Here is a 23,910-nt window from a genome sequence, read left to right as displayed (position 1 = left end):
ACATGCGGGTCCGCATACGGCGGTTCCTAAAGGTTAACGAATTTCTAGATAACGAGATGTTAGACTAAGAAGCCCTTGATCTTTCCAGTAGGAAAGGTTGAAGGCGTTATTAATGTTTCGAGACATCTCCTAGTAACCGCGGCGTGAATTGGCCATCATTCTCGCTGCCCAATCCGGAACGCCTAGGGCTCTCAGGTTTCTCAATCTAGTGCGTGGCAGTTTCCACTGCTTTTACGTACACATACGGAGTCACGGCGGATCCATTCATCGAGTCTCACGCAGTGAGTCTTAGCAGATGCTAGGCGATAGTATCCAATCCAGCCCATCAGGTAGCGATTGAGTTCCTTAATTCGGTTTACCATCGTGACACCTCTAGTCCTAGAGGTGATCTCTTTGATACGATCCTTGAACGGTTCGATCTTCTTGAGAGCGATGCGAATGGTTGCTTCTTTGTTGCTTACAAAACTAAAGCCGAGAAATTTCCGTTTCCAAGGGCAGTCTACCGCGCTCTTATCCCTATTTACTCTCAGTCTAAGCTTCCCATCTACAAAGCCAATGACCGATTCTTGCTCTTCGTGCGAACGCAACGGTTTCTTTCTCTCCTTTAAGTTCAGCCCTTCCGGTTTCCGGCGTCCCGGACTCCCGTACTATGGCGTCTGCTGACTCCTGCGGATTCAGCGCAGCCTTCCGGCTGCGGTTACGAAGTTACTTCGCATATTCCACAGGTCTCCCCAGATAAAAACGTCATCTTTCCGCACGCAGCCACTCAAGTTTACAAAATTATCCTCTGGCGGCGCTGTAGCGAATGGCATTTCATTTTTTCTTGCTTAGCCGTTGTTGAGTAAGGCCGTACCCGCATCAGGATGAGCGAAACGTTCACCCGACAACAGCTCTGTCTCCGGGGTTATCGTAAAGAGTCACTTGGCTGTGTCTTCCTCCAGTACTTCCCAATGAATGCTAATCATCTTGTCTGCCCAACTGCGGATATTGATCTCGATAGCTTGTTCGATCTCTTCGTCTGTGAGTTCTCCAAGCTTGCTTTCCTGGATAATAAGCTCGTCTTCCTTTACCGCTTCGCCTTCAATAGACAATTGTACTTTAATTCGCATCCACAACCCTCTTTCATCTTCATAGGCAAAGAAAAGCAAGATCAGTTTTTCTCAGCACAACTGAACCTTGCTTTTCTTACTTAAACAAATTGAACCCGTGAGTACGTCTATTTCAATCTCACGCGCTGCAGCCTTCGCATTCATAATACTGGTTTCCGGTGGTGTCCTTTACTTCAATCAATTTTCCTACGACAACATCATTCGTTTCGATGAACTCGAAATCAGCTACTTTAGCTTGAACACCTTTTCTTGCCTCATCCTCTGTATTTGCCACCCAACTGAATGTGCCTTTTTTATTAGCTGAAGGAATTTCATATTCAAAATGATATCGTTTCATAAATATAAATTCTCCTTTCAATTCATTTCTGATCATCATGCTGGAATGTAAGATATAACTATATCACAAAGCCATCTCTTTTTCATCTCATCGCCAGGTTAGCTCCTCACGCTTACAGCAAGCGATATAAGAAAATGTCAGTCCGTTGAGGCAAACTGACCTTTGTATGTTACTTAACTAGTATTCACCCATTTATATGTTAATGGAACGAAAAAGCTTCAAGCTTTCTTACAGGTTATGAATCCAGACTTGAACCGTGTGGGCTGCCGCCTTAAAGAGAAGCCGGTTGCTCCATCTGCTAAATAGTGCTTATGGAGGGACTTTTCATGGCATTTAAAAAGGCCTCTAAACGAGGCCGGCTACTGATCCCAAAATATAATATTATTCATCTTTCGCTAATTTTTCAGCATTCTCGTAGTAAACTACTTTTTCTCGTTGCAGTGTTTCCCTTAAAGAGTAAAAATCGAGACTAAGCTCACCATTAGCAATTTTAGCTCGGGTGACTTCTTCCTTTTTCATTCTTTGAGTAGAGGCTTCTAACGCGAATTGTACATCTTCATTTTTTACAACCACAACACCATCATCATCCGCCATTACGAGATCCCCTGGATTTACTATCGTCCCGCCGCAAACGGCAGGAGCGTTTACCCATCCGCCCCGTGTTTTCGTCGTTCCTTCCGGGTGTATGGCTTTAGACCAAACAGGAAAGCCGAGTGCTCTAATTTGGGCTGCATCCCGTATTCCCGCGTCGATCACAACACCCTGCACACCGCGTTTCTGTAGAGCTGTAACAATGAGTTCACCGATCATCCCGGATACGCTTTCACCGATGGTCGTAATCACCAGAACATCCCCGGGCTGACATACTTCAATGGCTGCATGGATCATGAGATTATCCCCGGCATAACATACGGCCGTAACAGCGGGTCCACAAATCGAAGCGCCCTGGATAACGGGCCTCAAATCGTGACTCATCAAGCCTATTCTTCCTTGGGCTTCATACACCGTTGAAACATCGAATTTTTTAAATTGCTCTATCCATTGCTGTTCCGGTCGATTGATGTTTTTTACAACATATTTCTCCATTATACAAATTCACTCCCAACATAAGGGAAGAAACGGCTGAAAGCTTCGGCAACCTTGTACTCTTTATTTCCTGAACATCTTCGCGCATGGTTTCCGCGCAGCTTAGCCTTCCAGCCATAATAATCAATCAAATGCTTCTGTGCCTTAAAACAATTCATTGCCGCCTCTTTTTGTTCATAGGTGTCTGTGATATCCAGAATAACTTCCGGCTTAAAATCGCTGATTTCGGATTGATGAGGTTCAAATCCGAATAGCTTTGCTTGCTTTGCGGTCGGATAACCATCCATTCTGACCCCATTGGAGGTGGAGAGGACGCTGGCATCAAAGACGAACTTTGAAACGGCCTCATGATCAGGGTTAAAAGCATCCCTTGGTCCATGCGTCAAAATAAGCTGAGGCTTAACCTCCCTGATCTTTTGAACCATGCGATCCATGCGTTCGGAAGTGAGTTCCATATGATAATCCATGAAATCCCATATTTCGATTTGTTCTACTCCGAGACATTGAGCCGCAGCCTCAATTTCATTGCGCCGGACCGCTTTTACATTGTCCATCGTCTGACCTTCCATATCCCATAAATCGTTCGATTCACCTCTTGCACCATAACTTAATATGACCAAGGAGACATTGGCGCCGCCCTTAACATACTTGGCTATGGTTCCGCCTCCCCGCCAAACAAAGTCCGCTGCGTGTGCACTGACGACCAACAAATTCACATTGTGATCTATCATCTGAGCCCTTCCTTTCTAGCCTTCCACTAAATAATTGGTGTTGTCCACTGTCATTTTTCTGATTTCTTCCTTGGAAAACCCATTATTCGCCAAATTCGTAACGAAGATCTGCAAACCCTCGTCCGGATATATCCCTTTTTGCTGACCTAAATCCGTAGATAAAATACAGTTTTCTATGCCTACGTATCTTATTTGTTCATACACAGCTTCCCAGGTTGTTTTATTGGAATGAGGCGTTGTAAAGCAATGCTCCATGATGGCCCCTTGCTCTACAAGCTCTTTTTGCTCCTCTTTGGAGAAATGAATTGAAGGAAAATTAGGATGAGTGACTACAAATTTTTTCACATGATGATTTTTGGCTTCTTTGATTAAAGCGAAGGTTTCATCTTTTCCCAAATGACCCGTAGCTAAAATTAAATCATGAGCAGCAATAATGTCTAATATTTCGTGCACTTCGTTTTTTAATTTGGAATCCTGCAATATGTTAATGGTGGGCAATGGTTTGCCTTGCTGCTCAAATTCCTGCCGAAGCTTGGCCCAATGCGGTAATTTTTCCGGTTTGCTGGTGCGAAAATGTTTTTGTTCATTCTCAGCATCAAAGGTCGGCATCCATATAATCTTTGCTCCGTCAAGTGCAGCCATCTCGACAGCGATAGGGTTTAATCCCCCAACCGTATTATTCAGACACAGGGCACCTACAACGTTCATACCCGGAAAGGCTTTGTTCACTAATTTTGCTCTTTCCGCCGTACAAAAATAATGTGATTTGATCCCGTAGCCTTTCATACCCAGCTTCTGTATACGCTCTGTCATTTCCAGGTCATCCAGTTTTCTGGGTAATACGTCCGGACCTGTGTGCACATGAAGATCGTAGGCACCCTCGAGAACACTATAGATTTCCATCATTTCTTCAACCTCACTTTATCGATAAATAAGAATTGATCCTCATCAGCTTAGGCTTACGGAATGGCAAGCTATTCTTCAACTACGGGCGTTCCATAGGTATGGAAGCTTGGGATGGTGGGCGTCTTCCACGCTTGACCTTTTGCCCTTTCGGCTTGCGTCCATGTGATCGTTTCGTGGTCCGGGGCAAAAATAAAATATCCGCCAGCGGCCAGCTCTATCCGATTGCCGCCCGGTTCAAAGCAATATAAGAATAAAGTTTGCTGGATTGCATGCTTGGCCGGACCGCCTTCAATAACAAGATCGTTCTCCATATAAATATTTGCTGCACGCATGAGATCATCCCATGAATCCACACAAAACGTAATATGATGGAGTCTTCCCCTGCTGTTAGTCGCATCCAGCGTATAAACCAATTCATAGGATTTATGTCCGGCATACAACCAAGAGCCCGCATGAGTGCCATTATCCAAAACAATTTGTTCACTAACCCTTAGCCCTAATGCATCCTGCAAAAACTGACTGTTGGGCTCCACTTTCTGAGCCAAATAATTGATATGGTCCAACTGACGCACGCCTACACCCTTACCCGTGTATCTTTGCGGTTGATTTTTCAACGCCGGGCGTAAATGCTCAGGGGCTTGGTACCTTTCAGATTCAAAATAAATTTCGAACTTGTGACCATCCGGATCCATAAACTGATACGACCTGCCGTGGCCGATATCGCCATCCGTCCATCCTATTCCATATCCGCTTTTCTCAATTGCGGCATATCGGCGTTCCAGAGCTTGCGGCGAATAAGTCCGCAATGCCGTATGACCAATGCCCGGCTGTTTCGATTCCGTTAATTTCATACAATACATTTCGTATTGTCCCCATCCGCGAAGATAGACAGACTGTCCCGCACGCGCCGCTTCTTCCATACCCAGGATATCCTTAAAAAATTTGAGGCTTTCCTCCGGTTTGGGTGTCAAAAGCTCTACATGACCTAGATGCGCGATATCTCTAATCGGCTCATTATACGAATCCATCCTTATTCACCCCTAAAGTATGTATGCAATATTGTTTAACAATATTGTTTAAATAAAGTATAGATTGTCATATTTAAAGTGTCAATACAATAGCTCATAAATTTTTGATCGGGTTCATCCCTTTCACGAATCTGTTTCCGGCATAATATTGTTTAACGTCAGCCTGGTAAACTACCATGCTGACGTTAAGGACCTTCAGGTCATTACGACGAATTCACTTCTCTTTTATTTCTTAAGAATTCCATGAGGATCAATGACGTATTTCCTTGCTGCTCCCTTATCAAATGCCGCATAGGCTTGAGGGGCTTCCTCCAACGATATGATCGTCGCATTCACTGCCTTGGCGATTTGCGCCCTGCCATGAAGAATCGACATCATTAATTCACGATGGTACCTCATAACGGGAGTTTGCCCTGTCACAAATGTATGCGCTTTCGCCCATCCCAATCCAAATCGAATCTTAAGGGTTCCTATCTTAGCATCATCATCCTGAGCTCCGGGATCGCCCGTCACATATAAGCCCGGGATTCCCAACTTACCTCCTGCCCGCGTCACCTGCATGATCGAGTTTAAAACGGTTGCCGGCGCCTCCGAATGTTGAGGTCCGTGTCCGTGAGCTTCAAATCCTACGCAATCAATCGCACAATCAACTTCCGGCTCACCAAGAATCTGTGCGATTTGTTCCCCTAAATTATCATGCTTGCTTAGGTCAACCGTCTCACATCCAAAGCTTCTGGCTTGCTCCAATCGCTCCGAATTCAAGTCCCCTACAATCACTACCGCGGCCCCCAGCAGCTGTGCTGAATGAGCTGCCGCTAATCCTACAGGGCCCGCGCCCGCCACGTAAACTGTGGAGCCGGGTCTTACTCCTGCGGATACCGCTCCATGATAGCCCGTCGGAAAAATATCCGAAAGCATCGTCAGATCACGAATTTTATCCATGGCCTGATCTTTATCGGGAAACTTTAAAAGCTGGAAATCCGCATAAGGCACCATGACATACTCTGATTGTCCTCCTACCCAGCCTCCCATATCCACGTACCCATACGCAGAACCAGGACGATCCGGATTCACATTCAAGCAGACGTGCGTATGCTGTTCTTTACAAGCGCGGCAACGACCGCATGCAATATTAAAAGGAACCGATACCAAGTCGCCTTTTTTGATAAACTCTACATCCCGGCCAGCCTCAATGACTTCACCCGTGATTTCATGTCCCAAGACGAGACCGGCAGGGGCTGTTGTACGGCCGCGGACCATGTGCTGATCGCTGCCGCAAATATTTGTTGTGACAACCTTAAGGATAACGCCATGTTCACACTTGCGTCCAACGTTTTTGGGGTTTACTCCTGGTCCATCTCTAAGAATTAAATCCGGATATTGAATATCTTCGATCGTAACCTTCCCTGGACCCTGATAAACAACTGCCCTATTTCCTGCCATTTTTTCTCCTCCTTTAAGATGAATAAAATAATAATTCAAAAATGCATTCTTTATTGATCTACAATTTTGGTTACGTTTTCAGTATAGTTTTTTCACTTTCGTATGTCAATGCCTACGTTTGGTAAATTTTTTCATCGCTACGTTATGTTCTTCGCTCATGAAAAAAACGCCCTGGAACAGGGCGTTTAAACTAATGAAGAATGCACTTAAAGTAAATATTGATAGTTTTCAGCAATGGTTTTACGTACATTGGCCACATGGTTCTTGATCGCTTCCTCAGCTTCCTTCTCATTACGCGATTTGAGGGCCTTTAATATTCTCTCATGCTCTATATACGATTGTTGATTTCTTCCCGGAACTAATATGGTTTTGAAGTGAATCCGGTTTAATTGTGTTTTAATGGTGTTGATTAATGCAATCGCTTGAACGTTCTTCGATGCTTTATATATGATATTGTGAAATTCACGGTTCAATAAGGAATATTCTTCAAATCGGTTCTCTTTAATGTGTGAATTCATGGTCTCAAGAATACTTTCAAGCTGTTTAATGTCGTTTTCACTAATGTTCTTAGCCGCGCTTTTGGCAACTAGTCCCTCAAGAACCTCGCGTATTTCCATATAATTGATGACTTCCTCAAGCGTAAAGGATTTAATGGTGGCCCCTTTGTTGTTTTCAACTTCAACCAAATTTTCCCGTTCCAGCATCATAAGCGCTTTTTTGATCGTATTTCTGCTGACGCCTACGGCTTCCGCCAGCTGGTTTTCCGTTAATTTTTGAGATGGCTTATAGGAACCGGTTAAAATTTTCTCCTTAATATATTGAAAAGCAATGTCAGTTTGACCACCCATATGATTACCCCATTTCTTACCCATGTTCTCAAGTTTAGATATACAAAAAAGTTGAACAATCCTATTATACAAATTATTATTTTTTTATGAAATTGTCAAGACAAGATGCCTTTATTTATTATTAACTTTCCTGGAACGCCTCAAACGATGGATTTCTTAAAGTAAAAAGGAAAGCGGCTTTGCGCCGCACGCAAACCCGCCAGTCCTTCCTTGCAACAAATAACCATATCAATGATTGCTCATAAGAACGTACTGAGATTCATCATAGTCAACACCGATTGATCCGGATAAATGGTTCGTGATACAAGCTTCCATTCCCCGTTGACTTGACGAACGACATCACAACGTTCGCCAAAAATATGCTCCACCGTATGATCTACGCCTCTGCTGCGATAGACGGAAAAATAATTATTTACTTTCCATTCGCCTGGATTACCTTCTTCAATGATGATATTACTTACAAAGTGACGCGTACGCAGCGGAGGGTCCTCGGCCCATGCCGAACTGGTTCTAAACCGCTTGACGCGTGTCGTCAACGATTTTTTGCTCTCTACGAAATAGCTCATCTCATTATTTTTATCAAACCCGTCTTTGGTTTCCCGCGTTACCCGAACCGGCATTCGATAAACAATATCGTCCGATAACAGCTCCAACCAGCTCTCAAATTCCCTGTTATCCAGCAAAAGCGCTTCCCGGTTAAGGAAATTCGTGATCTGGTATTGCAATTCCATATTCATACTAATAGCCTCCTGTACATGTTCGGTAGTCATCCGCGAAACAAGTCAAATATCATCCTCATATTCCGTCGTCATTAACTCTAACCAATAGTCATGCATTCCTCTTAATGCGGCATCTACATAGCATGTCGGATAGGCTACACCAGGCCCCGGCCATGATTCATCCGGAAGCACCTCATCCATCCCCATCATATAATTAAGAAGGTTATTATAGCTCAAGTACTTATCCCGGGCCATTTTTCCTTTGCTGGCTTGGGCCACACGCGTCCATATTTCCGTATCATCCATCTCTAAGGTTCCTGAAGGACCGAAAGAAGAGATGTAGCCTTTGAGCGAGCTTGTTTTATAATCCTCAGGCGCAGCCTTATCGATCAAGAACCAGGACCAGATTTCAATTTTATCAGGCCCCATTGGACGCCATAAACGTAAAGTCAAATAATTGTGCAGGTGTCCTTCGCTTCCATGTACCGGACAATGGAAAGAAAGATTAGGGAAGCACGAACCAACCACAACGGTCGTATTCTTGTAAATTTCCAATTGTTCTTTGGACAAATTTTTCTCAAACATCGGCCACATTTCTTCAGGCAATCCTTGATATGGCGGCATATTGGAGCCAGGCGAGGCCGTATTCACGTTGACACAATGCCCGTGATTCAGCTTAACCTGATGACCATAGCCGGAATATAACGGATCTTTGGGACTAATCCCCAGTTCAACCGTAGATTTATGAGTCGTGGCTACATGGTACGGGTCCCCTCCAAAGTTCTCCGCAGTCAGCTTCCAGTTGGTGTTCACCACCCAACGCTGTGGCTCGCCGATTACTTCCATTCCGCCGTCACTGCGTGCGAGAAAGAAATCCAAGTACCATTTGAGCTCTCCGAGATACTCCTCCAACGGCATGGCATTTTTATCCAAATTACCGAAAATCATTCCTTTATACGTCTCAACGCGAGGAATTTTGCGAAGCGACCATTCTTCCTTATTTAATTTTTTGCCAAAGACTTTGTCGCCTGCAACTACGCCTATCAAATCTCCTTCCGTATTAAAGCTCCAACCGTGAAACGGACAAGTAAACGTCTTTTTATTTCCCAAATCGGCCGTACATAAATGGGTTCCTCTATGCGTACAAGAATTTAAAAAGACGTTGATTTCACCTAATTTGTTTTTTACCAGCAATACGGGATCATCCATCAACCATCTGGTAACATAATCACCGGTGTTCTTTAATTCGGATTCATGTCCTAAATATTGCCAGGTGTATCCGAAAATTTTATCCACTTCCATATCATAAATATCCGGATCCGTTAATATCCACTGCGGGAATAATCCTTGTTCAAGCTTCGCTTTCACTTGACTAAACATTTCCTTATTTATGCCATTTTTCAAATCATATCGTTTTGCCATGCTTTACCCTCCCGGTTCATTTTTGCAAGCGGTTGCATCGGAGCCTTTGTATTTATCTATTGAAAATAAATCCTTTAATCTATGGATCAAACGGAGCTCGGTTTCTTCAATACCTCAAGGACATCGATAAAGCGGTCCGGGGCCTGATAATTAAAATGCTCATTCAGCTTCATATTGGCAAGCCATTGCAATTTGTCCCTGGCAGCCATCGACATGGTTTGATCCATATGTATATCGTTCAATGTATCGACCACCTCATTCATCTCAGCTATTCTGCGTTCCGCATGGATAGCCGACCTTGTGATCAACAAATCGGACAGTTCATTAACGGTTTTGTTCCGCAGCGTTCTCTCCAGTGAATTCAGCACCATGTCCTCGACACCAAATTCATGACTCGCTGATAAGGTTTCCAGCAATAACATCGTAAAGCCTTTCATAAATATGCTTCTAAACATTTTGATGGCGGAAGCGCTTCCCGGTTCGTCACTAATAACTGTAATGTTCATGCCGTATGGAGCTATTAGCTCGGAAAACTTCTCGGCTCCGTTTCCGCTAACCAAAATAGGCACTTTATGACGGTGCGGCGGTACAGCCTCCATTACAGCCGCATCTACAAACCAAGCATCCGAATTTTTGAGAACGGAAGCGATTTCCTTTTTGACCATGGGAGACGCCGCATTCAGATCCACATAAATTTGATCTTTTCTCAAGTTCGTTTTCACTTGTTCTGCGATACTCAGAGCGTATTTAGCGCTGGTGGAGCAGAAAACAATATCGCTGTTTTCTAAGAGCTCCTCCAGGGTTGAAGTCAATGCAACACGAATAGCATTCGCTCTGCTTCTTATAACTTCACCGATGTCGGGTTTATCGGCATTAATATCAAACGCTTTCAAGAATGTGATTCCATCGGAGATCAATCCTTCACTTATATGAAACGCCGCTTCGCCAAAACCAATAAATCCGATTCGTAAAGAACCCATCGCTCCAGCCCCTTTCATTTACAAAACCCAATACATGATCAATATTGTTTAACAATTATGTTGACATCATTAGTATAATTTTTCTTGAATAAAGTGTCAATAGATAATGTTAGGAACTAGTTCTATTATACCAGGTTTACTTATTTTTCCATAGTGACCATGGGCGGTCCGATAAAAAAAGTCCTCTATACACTGACATTGGCTTTAGTCGTCCAACATCAGATATAAGAGGACAATATACAGCTGTTAGATGTTGCCAAAGCTCATGAATTAAATAATTTTGGAATCCATAACGTAATGCTCGGGATATAAGTAATAATGATTAAAACAATATATGCAACCACAATAAAAGGAATCAATGATCTCGATAAGGTCTCCATCCTTACTCCGCCAATGGACGAGGCAATGAATAAGGCTGTGCCTACAGGAGGAGTAATCAATCCGATCGTCAGATTAATGCATACGATAATACCGAGATGAATGGGATCGATACCAAAGTTTAGGGCAACCGGCAATAGAATGGGCACCAGGATGATCATCGCGGATATTCCGTCCATAAACATCCCTACAATTAATAAGATGATATTTAAGACAAGCAAAAATACGAGAGGACTATCCGAGATGGATATTAAAAAATCGCCGATTTGATTAGGAACTCGTTCAAATGCCAGTATCCAGCTTAATAAGCTAGCCATAGCAACGATAAAGGTGACGGTTGCGGAATTCAGAGCGGTGCTGATCAGAATACCGGGAATATCCTTTAACCGCAGTTCACGATAAATGAAAAATCCGACAATAAAGGCCACCAGTGCAGCAACAGCAGCGGACTCTGTAGCTGTAAATACACCCGAAAGTATACCGATTAAAATAATGGCCGGAATCAATAGTGCAGGAAAAACGGAGAGAGAAGCTTTCACTATGTCCGTTAGAGAAGCCCTCTCCGATTTAGGGAAGTTCTCCCTAATTGCAATAAAATAGATTAACACCATAAAGCTGATCGATAATAATATCCCAGGTATAATGCCGGCTAAAAACATACTGGAGATGGAGGTTTCTGAGATCACTCCGTATATGATAAATACTAAGCTGGGAGGAATAATAGGCCCCAGCAGTGCTGAAGATACTGTAAGGGCCGAGCTGAATTCTTTCTTGTACCCTTCCCGTTCCATCGCCGGCACCATGACTCTGCTCATCATGGCCGTCTGAGCATTGGCCGATCCTAAAATGGAGGCCAAAAACATATTTGTGGCGACATTGACATAAGCTAACCCGCCTCGAAAATGTCCAAGAATAACATTGGTAAAACGTACAAGCCTTGTGGTGATCCCACCGGAATTCATTAATTCTCCTACAAACACAAACAAGGGAATAGCCAATAATCCAAAATTTTGTACGCCCTGATAAATCCGTAAGGATGCCGAATCAAATAGTCCCATGTTGCTGGTAAGGATATAAAATACCGAGCTAAAGCCCAGCACATATGCTATAGGCATCCCCAGAACAATCAAGGCAAGAAAGACTATAAAAACCAATAGCATCTATAACATCTCCGCTTCTTAATGAATGTCCTGATTGGGCTTTAAAACCAATTTGAAGATGTTGTCAATATTAAAAATCATGGTGATGAGCATAGAAAAAGGAATAATCGAATAAGGTATCCATGCCGGAATTTGCAGTGCAGCCGTCTTGATTTGCAGCACATTGGGAGATGTAACCCAATTGTACCCGGCGATTAAGAACAAAAAGGAAAAAGCGAATATCAATAATTGAATACCAACCCGCGCTGCCGTTTGCATTTTTCCGAATTTATCCAACAAAATCGTGACCGCTACCATGGAATGATTCTTCACGCTTAGACTTGCTCCCAAAAATGTAATCCAAGCCAACAGCACAAGAGCAATCTCCTGAGAACCTACGATGGGCAGCTTTAAAACATATCTGAACAAAACAGCTATATTAAGATCAATGATCAAAACCACGACACTCAACTGGATAATGATAATAACAAAACGTTCAAAAAAATGGCTGATGTTGCTTATGAAAGCTTCAATTGAACTCATATCGACAAAACCTCTTCCGGTATGGAATGATAACGCTCTTATTTTCCCGATATCTCTTTGGCTTTTTCAACGAAAGCTTTTATTTTTTCATCGTTTTGAATATATTTGTTGTGGAAATCACTGACTTTTTGGGCTAAATTATCGTTCATTTCCAATTTCCCTATCGTTACGCCGCCTTTTTTCATATCCTCAACGCTTTGGGCTGCAATTTCATTGTATAAATCAATGTTGCTTTTTCTTGCCAATTCAAAGGATTCCTGGATCAATTGCTTATCCTCAGCGGACAAACCATTCCAAACCTTTTCACTAACTAAGCCAGCGGATGTAAATGCCATATGCTGCGTTTGTGTATAATATTTAGCGATTTCATGGTACTTCCCGCTAATGATACTGGTCGGACCGGAATCCAGTGCACTGATGACCCCTGTTTGTAACGCGCTAAATATTTCAGTGAAATCGACAGGTGTCGGATTAGCCCCAAACGACTTCCAAAAATCAACGATCGCCGGACTTGGAGTCACTCGAATATTTGAGCCGGCCATATTATTGATATCTGAAATCAAACCATTTTTGGATAACACATCTCTCATTTCAATGACAAAATAACCCAACGAATAGACCCCGGCATCCCCTAATGTATCAAACAACGCTTTAGCTTCCTCTGTATTCCCCATTTCATACGCCTGTTGTGCATTATCAAACAAAAACGGCATAAACCATGCATTGAAGCTGTTAGAGTGGTTTGCTAATTCTCCCGAAATAATAATTCCCATATCCACTGTACCAGCCTTTAATTGACTCATGACTTCCCCGTCGGTTCCTAAAGTCGATTCCGGATATAGCTCAACTTTAATGCGGCCGTTGGATCGTTTTTCCACTTCTTGTTTAAATACCGCCATGGATTTAGCATGAATATGAGACGCTCCTCCACTATGGGCAACCTTAAATGTTCGATTTTCTCCCGCGCCAGCATTACCCGATGTATTGTTTGTATTGCTGCACCCGGATACGATCCATGTCAGAATCAAAACCAGAACTACAACCCATTGACTTGTCTTCTTCAAATTTACCCCTCACTTTTCATCTTTTTTAATAAATTCTTCTCAACACTTCCTGCGCTTCCTCCAAAGAACAACTTTTGTTTCTGCCGGAATGTATATCTACCGATTAAATTAGAGCTGCATCCTTTATGTATGCGCTTACCAATTCATCTTAAAAAATTACCTGCCAACAAATAAAAACTTCTTTTTTGTAATCGCTCTCAATTTATTTAGTCAAAATTAAAAAAATCTAAATCCCATTTTCGAGTCTCATATCACCTCAATTATATTTCAATTTTGTTGACTATATTGTTATACAATTATGTTTTTACCAGTATAATACATCATTTTTATCATGTCAATACACCAGGATTAATCAATTTTTTGAAAATTATCCACTTGGTTTTCTTTACTACCAAAGCAAAATCCCCTTCAACCAGACAGCATGCTGCTTTCTTTTACCGTCTGTTCAAAAGGGATTGTATCCAAGCCCGGATGCCGAGGACCGCTTCTTATCCGTCAACATTCCTTGATATCCATATTTTTAGTTCTTATCATTGACAGATAACAATATAGATGTAAGCTCTCCTGGAGCCGAATAGAACGGGGAGTGGTCTGTGTTCATGGTGAAGACCTTCTTACAGGGCGATTCCGTGTACATTTTTCTTTGAAATGGATGTGGAATCGCTGCATCAAGCAAACATTCTACAAAATATCGAGGTATGCTGCTATAACGATCCGAGAGGCTCAATTTCGTTGAAGAGACAACCAGAAAATGTTCAGGCTGAAGAAGAGATTTGGCTCTCTCGATATCCTCGTTGCTTGTATTGCCGTAAAACAGCTGTTTGATCTTGTCTTCTTTGACTGAAAAAGAAATGCCGTCGCTGGTAACAAAATAACTTGCCGCCACTTCAGGATCAAGGTGCTTGAGATCATCAATGGATTGATCGTTTTTGAGCATAAAAGCGGATACATACACTAATGATTTTACTTTTTCAGGCCGCCGTTCAGCCGCTTCACTAATGACGATACCGCCCATACTGTGTCCAACCAATATCACCGGTTCATCCATGTCATCTATTACCGAACAGACTTTATCCGTATATACTTTCACGTTGACTTGTTCTATCGGCGTCTGATCAGCTCCATGGGCCGGCAAATCGATCGCGTGAACCCTATGTCCCTTTTCTTCCAGCAAGGGAGTGATTTTTTCCCAACACCATGCACCGTGCCATGCTCCATGAATCAATACATAAGTTGACATCCGTTTCCTCCCGCTATGGATTATATAAAAGCCATTAGAATAATTTAGGACAGAACAAATGGTATCATCATTCGCCTGTCCCCGCCTGATTGAACATTTTGGATACAACCTTACAATTTGATGATGTTATTTATTCCGGGATATATGGCAGATCGCGAAAACCGGGTTTCGGCACACTAAGGACGTGCTTTTCAACATAGATGAGCAGCCCCTCGGCACCGTACTCACGTCCTATGCCCGACTGCTTCACTCCTCCAAACGGGAAACGTACATCAAGTCCCATAATGGCGGCTGTATTGATCATTGTAGTACCGGCCTCGATGCGTCGCGCAACCCGCATGGCATGCTCTTCCTCACCCCAGACGGAACTTGTCAGACCGTAGATACTATCATTGACCAAGGAGATAACCTGCTCTTCGTCATCATAAGGCAGAATAGGTATCGTCGGTCCAAACTGTTCCTCAACCACAATCGGATCGTTGTAGCCGGCATCCAGTACTAAGCTGGGCTGCATAAAATAGCCTTGCTCAAAAAGCTCGGGATCCAGAATGCGTCCTAACGGGATGACCTTAGCGCCACGGCTTTTGGCATCGTCTATCAAGCCCTGAACGTATTTCAGCTGACCAACATTGTTCACCGGACCGATCGTGACCTCCCGGTTAAAGGGACTGCCGACACGAATCCACTTGTTGGCCGCTTCAATGTAATTTTCCACGAATTTATCATAGATCGAGCGATGTACATAAACTCTTTTCGCTATCATGCATAATTGGCCGCCATTAAGAAAATTCGAAATGACGAGGCGGCGCATGGCGCGTTCATCATTCACGTCAAAGTCCGGAAGGAAGATAGCTGCATCGTTACCGCCCAACTCCAATGTCATATTCTTGATCGTATCCGAAGCCGATTTCATAATGCTTCTCGCCGTGTTGGTGCCCCCCGTAAAGGCAATTTTAGCCACCTTCGGATTCGATGTCAGCTCCACACCCACATCCGTGTCTCCGTGAACCATGTTAATCACGCCGGGAGGGAATTCGGCGGCGATGATTTCCATCGCTTTACTGACAGCAAGCGGCGCATATGGGCTTGGTTTAAGAACTAGTGTATTGCCCGTCAAAAGGGCCGGAGCTACTTTAATGGTCGAGAGAGAAATAGGATAATTCCAAGGGAAAATGGCTGACACTACGCCCATCGGATCATGTGTGATAATGGTCTTGCCATGATCATGCTCCTCTACAATGTCCTTGAGAACTTCCTTAACCGAATTGCAGGCATAATCCATCCACATCGCTGATACAAATATTTCTCCTTCAGCATCAAATAGTGGCTTTCCATGCTCTCTAGACAGTAACTGGGTCAATTCGGGTGCAGCTGCTCTCAATTTCTCAGTCGCACGCCGCATCCGTTCGATTCGCTCATCCATCGGGGTCGCTGCCCATCCGGGGAATGCCGCTGCTGCAGCGTCGATCGCACGGATAGCATCCTCTCGCGTATTGACCGGACCGTAGCCTACAATCTCATTTGGATTGACGGGATTCTCGCGTGCATACCGTTCTTTAGTCTCCACCTGATTGCCGTTGATGAGGGCATGAATAACCACCGGCTCATTTGCCATAGACCATTACCTTCCTTCTGACCTGAATTTATTGGTAACGCTTACAATCTGTGATTATTATTATATTTTAATCCGCCAAGATTGTCAAACAATCCTGATCAATTAAATTGTTTACAATATTAAGTGTTTAGATATTTTATGATGTCAATTTTTAGCATTCACATCGAATCGCGGCATCTTTCACCGAATTCCATTTGACACCAGTACGATTTAAGAATATAATCACATTATAACAATTGTTGTTATAGCAACTTATTGAGGTGGAGGATGAACTTGATGCTTTCTTTTCAAGAATATATAAGCATTTTTATTCATCAGACGGATTTAACCCTCACCAATTATATCAAATCCAAGTTAGCTCCTTTTCATCTCGCTCCGGAGCAAAATTTGATTATGATGCTCCTTTGGGAAAAAGATGGCCTTAATCAAAATGAAATTGCCGATAAGCTGAAAAAAGACAAAACGAATATTGCCCGTATGGTGTTTAATCTTGAGCAAAAAGGCTTTATTCGCAGAGTGACCGGAGAGCACGATCGGCGTTCATTAAAGGTTTTCCTGACGGAAGAAGGAAAAAAATTAGGCGATCAAGTGATTCCCGTAGCCGAGGAATTTAATCATTTAGTATGTAAAGGTATTACCGGTGAAGAGCTGACGGAGCTCAGACGAATCCTTACTAAAATGTGTTCCAATGTGGAGTAGAAAGCTTACTCCTGCCCAATAGTTGCTACAACAACAAAACAACATCATTTACTGGAGGTTATTATGGCTAAGGTACTTTTTGTCAAAGCAAATTCCCGTCCGATTGAGCAAGCTGTCAGTGTTAAGCTTTACCAGGCTTTCCTGGAAAGCTACAAAGAAACCCATCCCCAAGATGAGATCATTGAACTGGATCTGTTTAAGGAAAATTTACCGTATTATGATACGGATAAAATTAACGGCATGTTTAAATTGGGAAGAGGCTTGGATCTCACTCCAGAGGAACAATCGGCAGTTGAAACGGTAACTAAATACTTGGACCAATTTCTTGCCGTAGACAAGATCGTATTTGCATTCCCGCTTTGGAACTTCACTGTTCCTTCCGTACTTCATACGTACTTGGATTATCTGGGTCAAGCAGGCAAGACCTTCCGCTATACTCAAGATGGCCCTGTTGGACTGCTTACGGATAAGAAGGTTGTTCTGTTAAATGCACGGGGCGGCGTCTATTCCAGTGGACCCGCACAATCTGCCGAGATGGCCGTCAATTATGTAACCAATATTTTAAACTTCTGGGGAGTAACAGACATCCAAACTGTCATTGTAGAGGGGCATAACCAATTCCCTGACAAGGCAGAAGAAATTATTCACGCAGGAATTGTAAAAACGAGTGCAGTTGCAAGCAGCTTCTAAATGTTATCTCTCTACCGGACTTTGAGCTTACAATTAAAATGAGGATTAAGATAAGGGGACCGTCAACAGTTGGCGGTCCCCTTATCTTATGAAAAGCATGTTTTAAATGTAATCTTGTATTATTTTAATATTTTCATTGCATCAGTCCGGTTTCCGTCACAGCTGAGAAGATCGCCATGACCACGGCCTCCTCTCGTGAACCATGTCAAAAACATCAATGGCAGGTTTCAGCTTTCTAAGCCGCATTTTGAACGATTAGCCAATAAGCTCATCGTCACCGGGTATCCCTGAGCAATGGCTTTTGCGGGTGTAAAATTCTTACGGGTGAGCTATCCTTGCAGCCTTCCCGCATGGCGATCGTCTAAAAAAGGCTATCGGGACTTTCCCGATAGCCTAAGCCTGAAGCTGTTCTTTTGCGCAGCTTGTCTATATTTTATTATAGGTTTTATATTACACAACTCTCTTTGCCCCTACAAATTTAGATCCCCAATAAAAACTACCGAGAGAATCAATCTTTACACCACTGTTTGTAGCGGAGATAAACGAATTGTTTCCGACATAAATCCCGACGTGAGAGATATTCCTTCCTCTTTCAGAGAAAAAAACCAAGTCTCCGGATTTAGGTGCGTTTACCCAAGTGCCCACAGTAGCCATTTGAGCGGATGTTCTTGGCAGATATACGCCGTTTGGGGTATATACGTATTTCAGAAATCCGGAGCAGTCAAAGCCATTTGGCGTTAATCCACCCCAGAGATAAGCAGTGCCAATATACTTTTTGGCATCCTGCACGATTTTGTCCCCTATGGCCGGAGCTGGAGCAGGGGCAGCAGCTACCTTTGGTGCGGGCCTATACCAGGCAGGAGCATGATATTTCCCATCTTTACTGACAATGGCAATAAAATTATTTTTGTCCCACTGAACGAGTAGGCCAAACAGTTCGCTCACGAATCGGATTGGGACGTATACCCGCCCATCCCGGAATACCGCTTTCGTACCAAAATTCTGCTTTTTGCCGTTAACAACGGCTTCCGATGAACCGGATGAGAAAATCACCGATTTTCCCGGTCCTTCAACCGTCACTTTCATTTGTTGTCCATTTTTTTCCGAACTAATTTTATACCCTAATTTTTCGGAAACGAAACGGACAGGTACCATTGTGTTTTGGTCTTTATCAATGAAAGGCTGTGCATCAGGAAAGCCGACAAGCTGATCATCGACTTGAACCCGAACATCATAGTTGTACATTGCGGCGTAGGTTGTAGGGGGTGGCAAGATACCGGACAACAAAATTGCACTCGATAATACGAGCGCCGTACCCAATTTCTTCAAAATCTCTTCCTCCAATGAGCCTCCGAGGTTAGTTGACGGGTTCGGGAAGAGGTTTCCCTGGTCTGCTTAAACAATCAAACGTTCACCCCAATTAAAAAGTCCCCCGTACCAATGAACTGCGTATTCATTAGATTCGGCAAAAATTTTGTCTCACAATTACAAAAATATCATACGCGAAACTAGCACATATACCCAATCATTGACGAAATTTCGAACCTTTTATGTATTCATCTCCTGTTTTTCTATATATATCAAAAAATTAAAAAGTTAACTAAGTTTATGAAGTTAATGATTAACAAATTGTCCAATTCATTAGCATTGTCCTGAAAAATATGTAAATATAATATAATGATTCCTTATATGACAAAATGGACCAACGAAAAACCTCCATTGGCCCACTTGATTTAGGAACGCATGGGAAGGGTAAGCAAAGTAAAAAGCTATTTAACCATGTACCAATTTTTGCGCCTCTGAGATCAACTGCTCCCCTACCAGCTTCAGGCGAGCTTTCATTTGGCTAAGGTCAGCCCGCTCAGCATGGAGCCGCTGCTTTCGTTCGCTCACCATTTTTCTGACATTCGATGGATTTGGACCGCCAGTTCCGTTGCGGACCTGTATATTAAGCTCAGGATCAAGCGCCTGACGAACCGCTTCAACATTAATCCCTAATGGTTTACCGAATAATGCATGGCATCCAGCCTCTAAATCTAAGACCGTGATTTCCGTCGCCTTCTTTCCTGCTGCCAGTGTCTCCGCAACGACTCGCCCGACGATGTTATGAGCGATACGAAAGGAAAGCCCTGTCTCACGTACGATCACATCTGCCAGTTCCGTTGCCGTACCGAACCCGATCTTGGCCGAATGAAGCATAACGTCTGGACGGATGGTTAATGTTTGGAGAACACCGTTGATTAATTCAAGTGTCACGGCTGAACGATCTGCAGCTTCGAGTGCCGGCACGTTGATAGCACTGACCCCGTCATTTACGTCACTCAGAGAGGTGTTTTTCGTACTGGCGAGCACAGTAGTTAGAGAGCCACAAACATGAGCCGCACTTGCTTTGGTGTACTCCAACGCTTGCGGATTCTTTTTTTGGGGCATGATACTGCTCACAGTGGAGTAAGCGTCTGACAACTCAATAAATCCATATTCCATTGTGTTCCAGTTCTGCAGATCCAATGCGACACGTGATAGATTTGTCATTAAAATGGCAAGAGCAGCAGTGGCTTCGTGGACATCATCTCGGCACGAAACCCCATCGTAGGCTACTTCAACTATCTCTTGGAATCCCAGGACCGACGCTGTATACTCCCGGTCTATAGGGAAGCCAGAGGTCGTTAAGGCACCTGATCCCAACGTGCAGCGATTAGTTTGGGACAAAGCTGCCTGAATTCGGGCATAATCCCTACTTAACAGATCGGCTAGCGTCAGCATGTAATACCCAAGGGTAATCGGCTGTGCATGCTGGGAGTGTGTATATCCGGGCATGATCGTTTCGGCATGCATATCGGCTAGGTTCAATACGGTATCCCGCAAGAAAATCAAGCTGGTCAGCACACCACAGAGCTTTTCACGCAGGGCCAACCTCCACGTAGTAGTGTGAAGATCGTTTCGGCTGCGAGCGGTATGAAGCCTCCCTCCGACCTCTGGACCCAGTTTTCGGATTAGGTAACGTTCCACGTAGGAGTACATATCCTCTAATGTATAGTCAATTTCCAGCACATCGGGTCCAGCTGATCGAAGCTCCAGGATTTTACTCAAGATCTGACGCATCTCTTTCGTTTTGACAATATCTTGGCGAGCTAGCATCAACCCGTGAGCAAGATGCACCATCATTTCCGCTTCGAAGCAATAGTTTAGTTCCCTTTCGACAGAGGGGGCATAGTAAGCGCGCACCATGACTTCAGCCGGAGGCAGCTTAACACGCTCGCGCAGTGAAGTTACAGGATCTTGATGATGACCTTCCCGTAATTCTTGAGTTCTATCTTGAGATTGCTCATTTGTTGGCATTGAAACGTCCCTCCCGCTTAATTACATGCTGTCGGATGATTCGCGGTTCGTTACTGGCTCTATTTTTTCACTTCGGCAACAACCTTCTTCATTTCATCGGCACCCCACTTGGCAGCCTCTTCCGGCGGGGCATTCTGAAGCAATACCTTTTGCACTACCATCGATGTAATATTCCGGGCGACAATCGAACCGATATACGGATTATTTTGACCCGTCAGTTGGACGGAACCATCCTTCACCACCATCCCTGCCTCAACCGGAAAATCTGCACTGTTTTTAGTGTCAAAGCTTGCATTAACCAAGTCATTGCGTCCCTTGAACACTTCTGGAAACTCGCCATTTAGCATCTCATTCTGTACCGATTTCAGAGGTGGAATCAGATGAGGGAATGCGGTTAGGCTAAATTTACGAGATTGTTCTCCTGTGATGAGGAATGCCAAAAACTTTTTGGCCTCGGCCGTATTCTTAGCGCCCACCTCTGGGGATCCGATGGCAAAGCTGTTGTTAGATACGAACTTAACACCAACACCTGCCGGGCCCATCGGCATGGGAGCAGCCTTTGTTACTTTTAACAGATCCGGCGCATTCTTTGATGCACGGTCCACAAGACGAGGGGCATAAATGTCCATGGCTATTTTTCCAGACAGGTAACTGTCAGCCACTTCACCATAGGAGTAAGAACTAATCCCCGGAGGAGCATAGGCCTGTAAGTCTTTAAGCAGCTGCAATGCCTTTATGGTCGCTGGGCTGTCAAACGCAACATTCAGATCCTTATCAAAGTAGGTAGCTCCGGCCGACCAAAGGAATTGGGTGAACCATAAATCGGTCATGCGATTCTTGCCGGCCGGGAAGACAATGCCGTAAATATCGGGTTGGCCGTCCCCGTTGGTATCCTCGGTGAGCGCCTTGGCGGCAGCCTTTAGCTCCTCCCAGTTGGTTGGCGGCTTTATTCCTTTGGCCTGGAGCAAGTCATCACGATACCATAGGACGCCCCAATTTCCCAAAGTATAAGCCAGATCATAAATCTTCCCATCGAACTTTGTCAGAGTACCCGGTACGAAATCCGATTCACCAATTTTGGACACCACGTCATCCAAAGGTATAATGTAGCCCTTTTGTATAAAATTGGAGCGCTCCTCAGGCAAAATTTTGAATAATTCGGGAGCCGTCCTGGAACTGAAAGCAGCATTGATTTTCTGATTGCGGCCATCCGTGCTTATAGCTTCCATTTGAATGTCAATCCCGGGGTTTGCCGCTTCGAATTCCTTGATCGCCTGATTAAAGAACTCCACGCTGGCGGGGTCCGTTTCGTTGTGCAGGAAGCGAACAACCTTAGTACTCCCCTCTGAGCCATCTTGATTGTTACTGCATGCGGACAGCAAAGAAACGAGTGAAACTAACAGGATGGTGGAGGTAATGACATTTTTTTTCATTATAATCATCCCCTCATATGTTTCTTTATATTAAGTAAGACGGTACTTCTGAATGACAGATGGGTCGAGTTGAAGGCCTAATCCGGGGTCCTGAGGAACCTGGATGATGCCATTTTTGACGGCCGGCCGATTAGCAATCAATGTCGCCCATACAGGATCCCGATCCGGGTTCGGAAAGCATTCCACATAAGTTCCATGAGCGACTGAAGCAAGCATATGCGTGGCGATCTGCGGTTCCTCATGATGGGCCATCTGGATTCCGTGCACTGCACACATGGCTGCCGTACGCTGCCATTCGGTGATGCCGCCCCCGTCCGACGCATCAAAGTTGATAAGGTCTACCGCATCAGCCGCTATCAGCCGGCGGATGCCATGGCTGGAGATTTCACTTTGGCCGGCATTGATTGGAATAGGCGTAGCCTTACGAACTTGTGCCATACTGGAGGCATCGTCATACCAGTGGCACGGCTCTTCAAACCAGCGGATATCCAAGTGTTCGATCAATCGGGCAAAACGAATAGCCTCCGAAACCTTCCACCCCCGGTTCGCATCAACCGCGATGATAAAATCAGAGCCGGCGCCATCACGTGCAGCCGCCACACGCTTCGCATCCTCTTCAGGAGACAAGCCCCCAACCTTTACCTTACATCCTGCCATCCCCACACTGCGAAGCCACTCCATCTCCTTGGCCAGATCTGCAAGAGTCTTACCTTCCTCGTAGTAACCGCCGATCGCGATGATGGGAAGTTCAGTCCGGTATCCGCCCAGCAGAGTAGCGACGTTAGTGCCCAGCGCCTTTCCTCTTAAGTCCCAAATAGCGGTATCCACACATGCGATGGCTTCCATAACTACTTTACGATCACGGTTCCATAACGTAATGGCGGACATCTTTTCGTAGATTCGTTCCAGTTGAAAGATGCTCTCCCCAATCACCGAGGGAGCAAGTTCATCGTGGATAATTCGGATAATGTCCTTTGCATGCTCACGGTTATCCCCGTTGTACACCTCGCTGATGAGTCCTTCATCGGTATGGATACGGGTAATGATGGTGCAACGGGTTGCAACCTGGTACTTGCTGCCATTGAATGTCCTTGGTAATGGAATCTCCAGTGGTATCGTTTCAATGTGTTGAATATGCATACGTTTCCGGCCTAAGCCAGC

At 44.2% G+C, this 23,910-nt stretch carries 22 protein-coding genes, 1 pseudogene and 1 riboswitch; of the genes and pseudogenes, 2 read left to right on the top strand and 21 right to left on the bottom strand.

The annotated features are described in order from the left end of the window. Positions 1-33: 33 nt before the first annotated feature. The 17 genes and pseudogenes from ACZYR9_RS04975 to ACZYR9_RS04895 all read right to left on the bottom strand — a co-directional run. A pseudogene (locus ACZYR9_RS04975) lies at positions 34-566 on the bottom strand (group II intron maturase-specific domain-containing protein); the annotation flags it as partial. 351 nt (positions 567-917) lie between these two features. After that, a complete protein-coding gene (locus tag ACZYR9_RS04970; protein WP_488977356.1) occupies positions 918-1,109 on the bottom strand; it encodes a hypothetical protein in 192 nt (63 codons plus the stop codon). 118 nt (positions 1,110-1,227) lie between these two features. Then, positions 1,228-1,446: a hypothetical protein gene (locus ACZYR9_RS04965; protein WP_488977355.1), complete on the bottom strand. Its 219-nt coding sequence runs from the start codon at positions 1,444-1,446 to the stop codon at positions 1,228-1,230. Between the two features lie 381 nt (positions 1,447-1,827). Continuing rightward, positions 1,828-2,532 (bottom strand): 4-carboxy-4-hydroxy-2-oxoadipate aldolase/oxaloacetate decarboxylase, encoded by a 705-nt coding sequence (locus ACZYR9_RS04960; RefSeq protein ID WP_488977354.1) that lies wholly within the window; start codon positions 2,530-2,532, stop codon positions 1,828-1,830. Beyond that, positions 2,532-3,263 (bottom strand): PIG-L deacetylase family protein, encoded by a 732-nt coding sequence (locus ACZYR9_RS04955; RefSeq protein WP_488977353.1) that lies wholly within the window; start codon positions 3,261-3,263, stop codon positions 2,532-2,534. Before ACZYR9_RS04955 ends, ACZYR9_RS04960 begins: the two co-directional genes overlap by 1 nt. A 15-nt stretch (positions 3,264-3,278) precedes the next feature. Beyond that, positions 3,279-4,166 carry a DUF6282 family protein gene (locus tag ACZYR9_RS04950; RefSeq protein WP_488977404.1) on the bottom strand — a complete coding sequence of 296 codons (888 nt, stop codon included), beginning with the start codon at positions 4,164-4,166 and terminating at the stop codon, positions 3,279-3,281. 71 nt (positions 4,167-4,237) lie between these two features. Further along, the gene (locus ACZYR9_RS04945) at positions 4,238-5,197 is read right to left on the bottom strand and encodes a catechol 2,3-dioxygenase (RefSeq protein WP_488977352.1); all 960 of its coding nucleotides are present in this window, start codon (positions 5,195-5,197) and stop codon (positions 4,238-4,240) included. Between the two features lie 225 nt (positions 5,198-5,422). Further along, the gene (fdhA, locus tag ACZYR9_RS04940) at positions 5,423-6,640 is read right to left on the bottom strand and encodes a formaldehyde dehydrogenase, glutathione-independent (protein WP_488977351.1); all 1,218 of its coding nucleotides are present in this window, start codon (positions 6,638-6,640) and stop codon (positions 5,423-5,425) included. A gap of 206 nt (positions 6,641-6,846) precedes the next feature. Then, positions 6,847-7,488, bottom strand: a complete 642-nt coding sequence (locus ACZYR9_RS04935; protein WP_488977350.1) for a GntR family transcriptional regulator — start codon at positions 7,486-7,488, stop codon at positions 6,847-6,849. Positions 7,489-7,727: 239 nt separating this feature from the next. Beyond that, positions 7,728-8,225 (bottom strand): aromatic-ring-hydroxylating dioxygenase subunit beta, encoded by a 498-nt coding sequence (locus tag ACZYR9_RS04930; RefSeq protein WP_488977349.1) that lies wholly within the window; start codon positions 8,223-8,225, stop codon positions 7,728-7,730. A gap of 45 nt (positions 8,226-8,270) precedes the next feature. After that, the gene (locus ACZYR9_RS04925; RefSeq protein ID WP_488977348.1) at positions 8,271-9,629 is read right to left on the bottom strand and encodes an aromatic ring-hydroxylating oxygenase subunit alpha; all 1,359 of its coding nucleotides are present in this window, start codon (positions 9,627-9,629) and stop codon (positions 8,271-8,273) included. 86 nt (positions 9,630-9,715) lie between these two features. Continuing rightward, positions 9,716-10,609, bottom strand: coding sequence for an NAD(P)-dependent oxidoreductase (locus ACZYR9_RS04920; protein WP_488977347.1), 894 nt, complete (start codon positions 10,607-10,609; stop codon positions 9,716-9,718). A gap of 263 nt (positions 10,610-10,872) precedes the next feature. Then, the gene (locus tag ACZYR9_RS04915; protein ID WP_488977346.1) at positions 10,873-12,147 is read right to left on the bottom strand and encodes a TRAP transporter large permease; all 1,275 of its coding nucleotides are present in this window, start codon (positions 12,145-12,147) and stop codon (positions 10,873-10,875) included. 18 nt (positions 12,148-12,165) lie between these two features. After that, entirely contained in the window at positions 12,166-12,669 is a 504-nt protein-coding gene (locus ACZYR9_RS04910) for a TRAP transporter small permease (protein ID WP_488977345.1), read from the bottom strand. A 38-nt stretch (positions 12,670-12,707) separates the two neighbouring features. Then, on the bottom strand, positions 12,708-13,733 hold the full coding sequence (locus ACZYR9_RS04905) for a TRAP transporter substrate-binding protein (protein WP_488977344.1): 1,026 nt from the start codon (positions 13,731-13,733) through the stop codon (positions 12,708-12,710). Positions 13,734-14,253: 520 nt separating this feature from the next. Next, positions 14,254-14,973 (bottom strand): alpha/beta fold hydrolase, encoded by a 720-nt coding sequence (locus ACZYR9_RS04900; RefSeq protein WP_488977343.1) that lies wholly within the window; start codon positions 14,971-14,973, stop codon positions 14,254-14,256. Between the two features lie 130 nt (positions 14,974-15,103). Further along, positions 15,104-16,588: an aldehyde dehydrogenase family protein gene (locus tag ACZYR9_RS04895; protein WP_488977342.1), complete on the bottom strand. Its 1,485-nt coding sequence runs from the start codon at positions 16,586-16,588 to the stop codon at positions 15,104-15,106. A gap of 276 nt (positions 16,589-16,864) precedes the next feature. On the opposite strand from ACZYR9_RS04895, the gene ACZYR9_RS04890 reads away from it, so the two are divergent. Together ACZYR9_RS04890 and ACZYR9_RS04885 are read left to right on the top strand one after the other, a co-directional pair. After that, positions 16,865-17,287, top strand: a complete 423-nt coding sequence (locus tag ACZYR9_RS04890) for a MarR family winged helix-turn-helix transcriptional regulator (protein WP_488977341.1) — start codon at positions 16,865-16,867, stop codon at positions 17,285-17,287. Positions 17,288-17,350: 63 nt separating this feature from the next. Further along, positions 17,351-17,977 (top strand): FMN-dependent NADH-azoreductase, encoded by a 627-nt coding sequence (locus ACZYR9_RS04885; RefSeq protein WP_488977340.1) that lies wholly within the window; start codon positions 17,351-17,353, stop codon positions 17,975-17,977. Between the two features lie 450 nt (positions 17,978-18,427). On the opposite strand, the gene ACZYR9_RS04880 is transcribed toward ACZYR9_RS04885, so the two are convergent. The 4 genes from ACZYR9_RS04880 to ACZYR9_RS04865 form a co-directional block, all read right to left on the bottom strand. After that, positions 18,428-19,306, bottom strand: a complete 879-nt coding sequence (locus ACZYR9_RS04880) for a C40 family peptidase (protein ID WP_488977339.1) — start codon at positions 19,304-19,306, stop codon at positions 18,428-18,430. Between the two features lie 2 nt (positions 19,307-19,308). Next, a riboswitch (cyclic di-AMP (ydaO/yuaA leader) is annotated at positions 19,309-19,455 on the bottom strand. 295 nt (positions 19,456-19,750) lie between these two features. After that, positions 19,751-21,316 carry an argininosuccinate lyase gene (gene argH / locus ACZYR9_RS04875; RefSeq protein WP_488977338.1) on the bottom strand — a complete coding sequence of 522 codons (1,566 nt, stop codon included), beginning with the start codon at positions 21,314-21,316 and terminating at the stop codon, positions 19,751-19,753. A 59-nt stretch (positions 21,317-21,375) separates the two neighbouring features. Next, complete coding sequence (locus tag ACZYR9_RS04870; RefSeq protein WP_488977337.1) at positions 21,376-22,749, bottom strand: ABC transporter substrate-binding protein; 1,374 nt, start codon at positions 22,747-22,749, stop codon at positions 21,376-21,378. Between the two features lie 30 nt (positions 22,750-22,779). Then, positions 22,780-23,889, bottom strand: a complete 1,110-nt coding sequence (locus ACZYR9_RS04865) for a mandelate racemase/muconate lactonizing enzyme family protein (protein WP_488977336.1) — start codon at positions 23,887-23,889, stop codon at positions 22,780-22,782. Positions 23,890-23,910: the final 21 nt, after the last annotated feature.

This window comes from Paenibacillus sp. F024 (genome assembly GCF_057814255.1).
The sequence above is the reverse complement of the archived record's forward strand: the minus strand, read 5'-3'. Positions and strand labels throughout refer to the sequence as shown.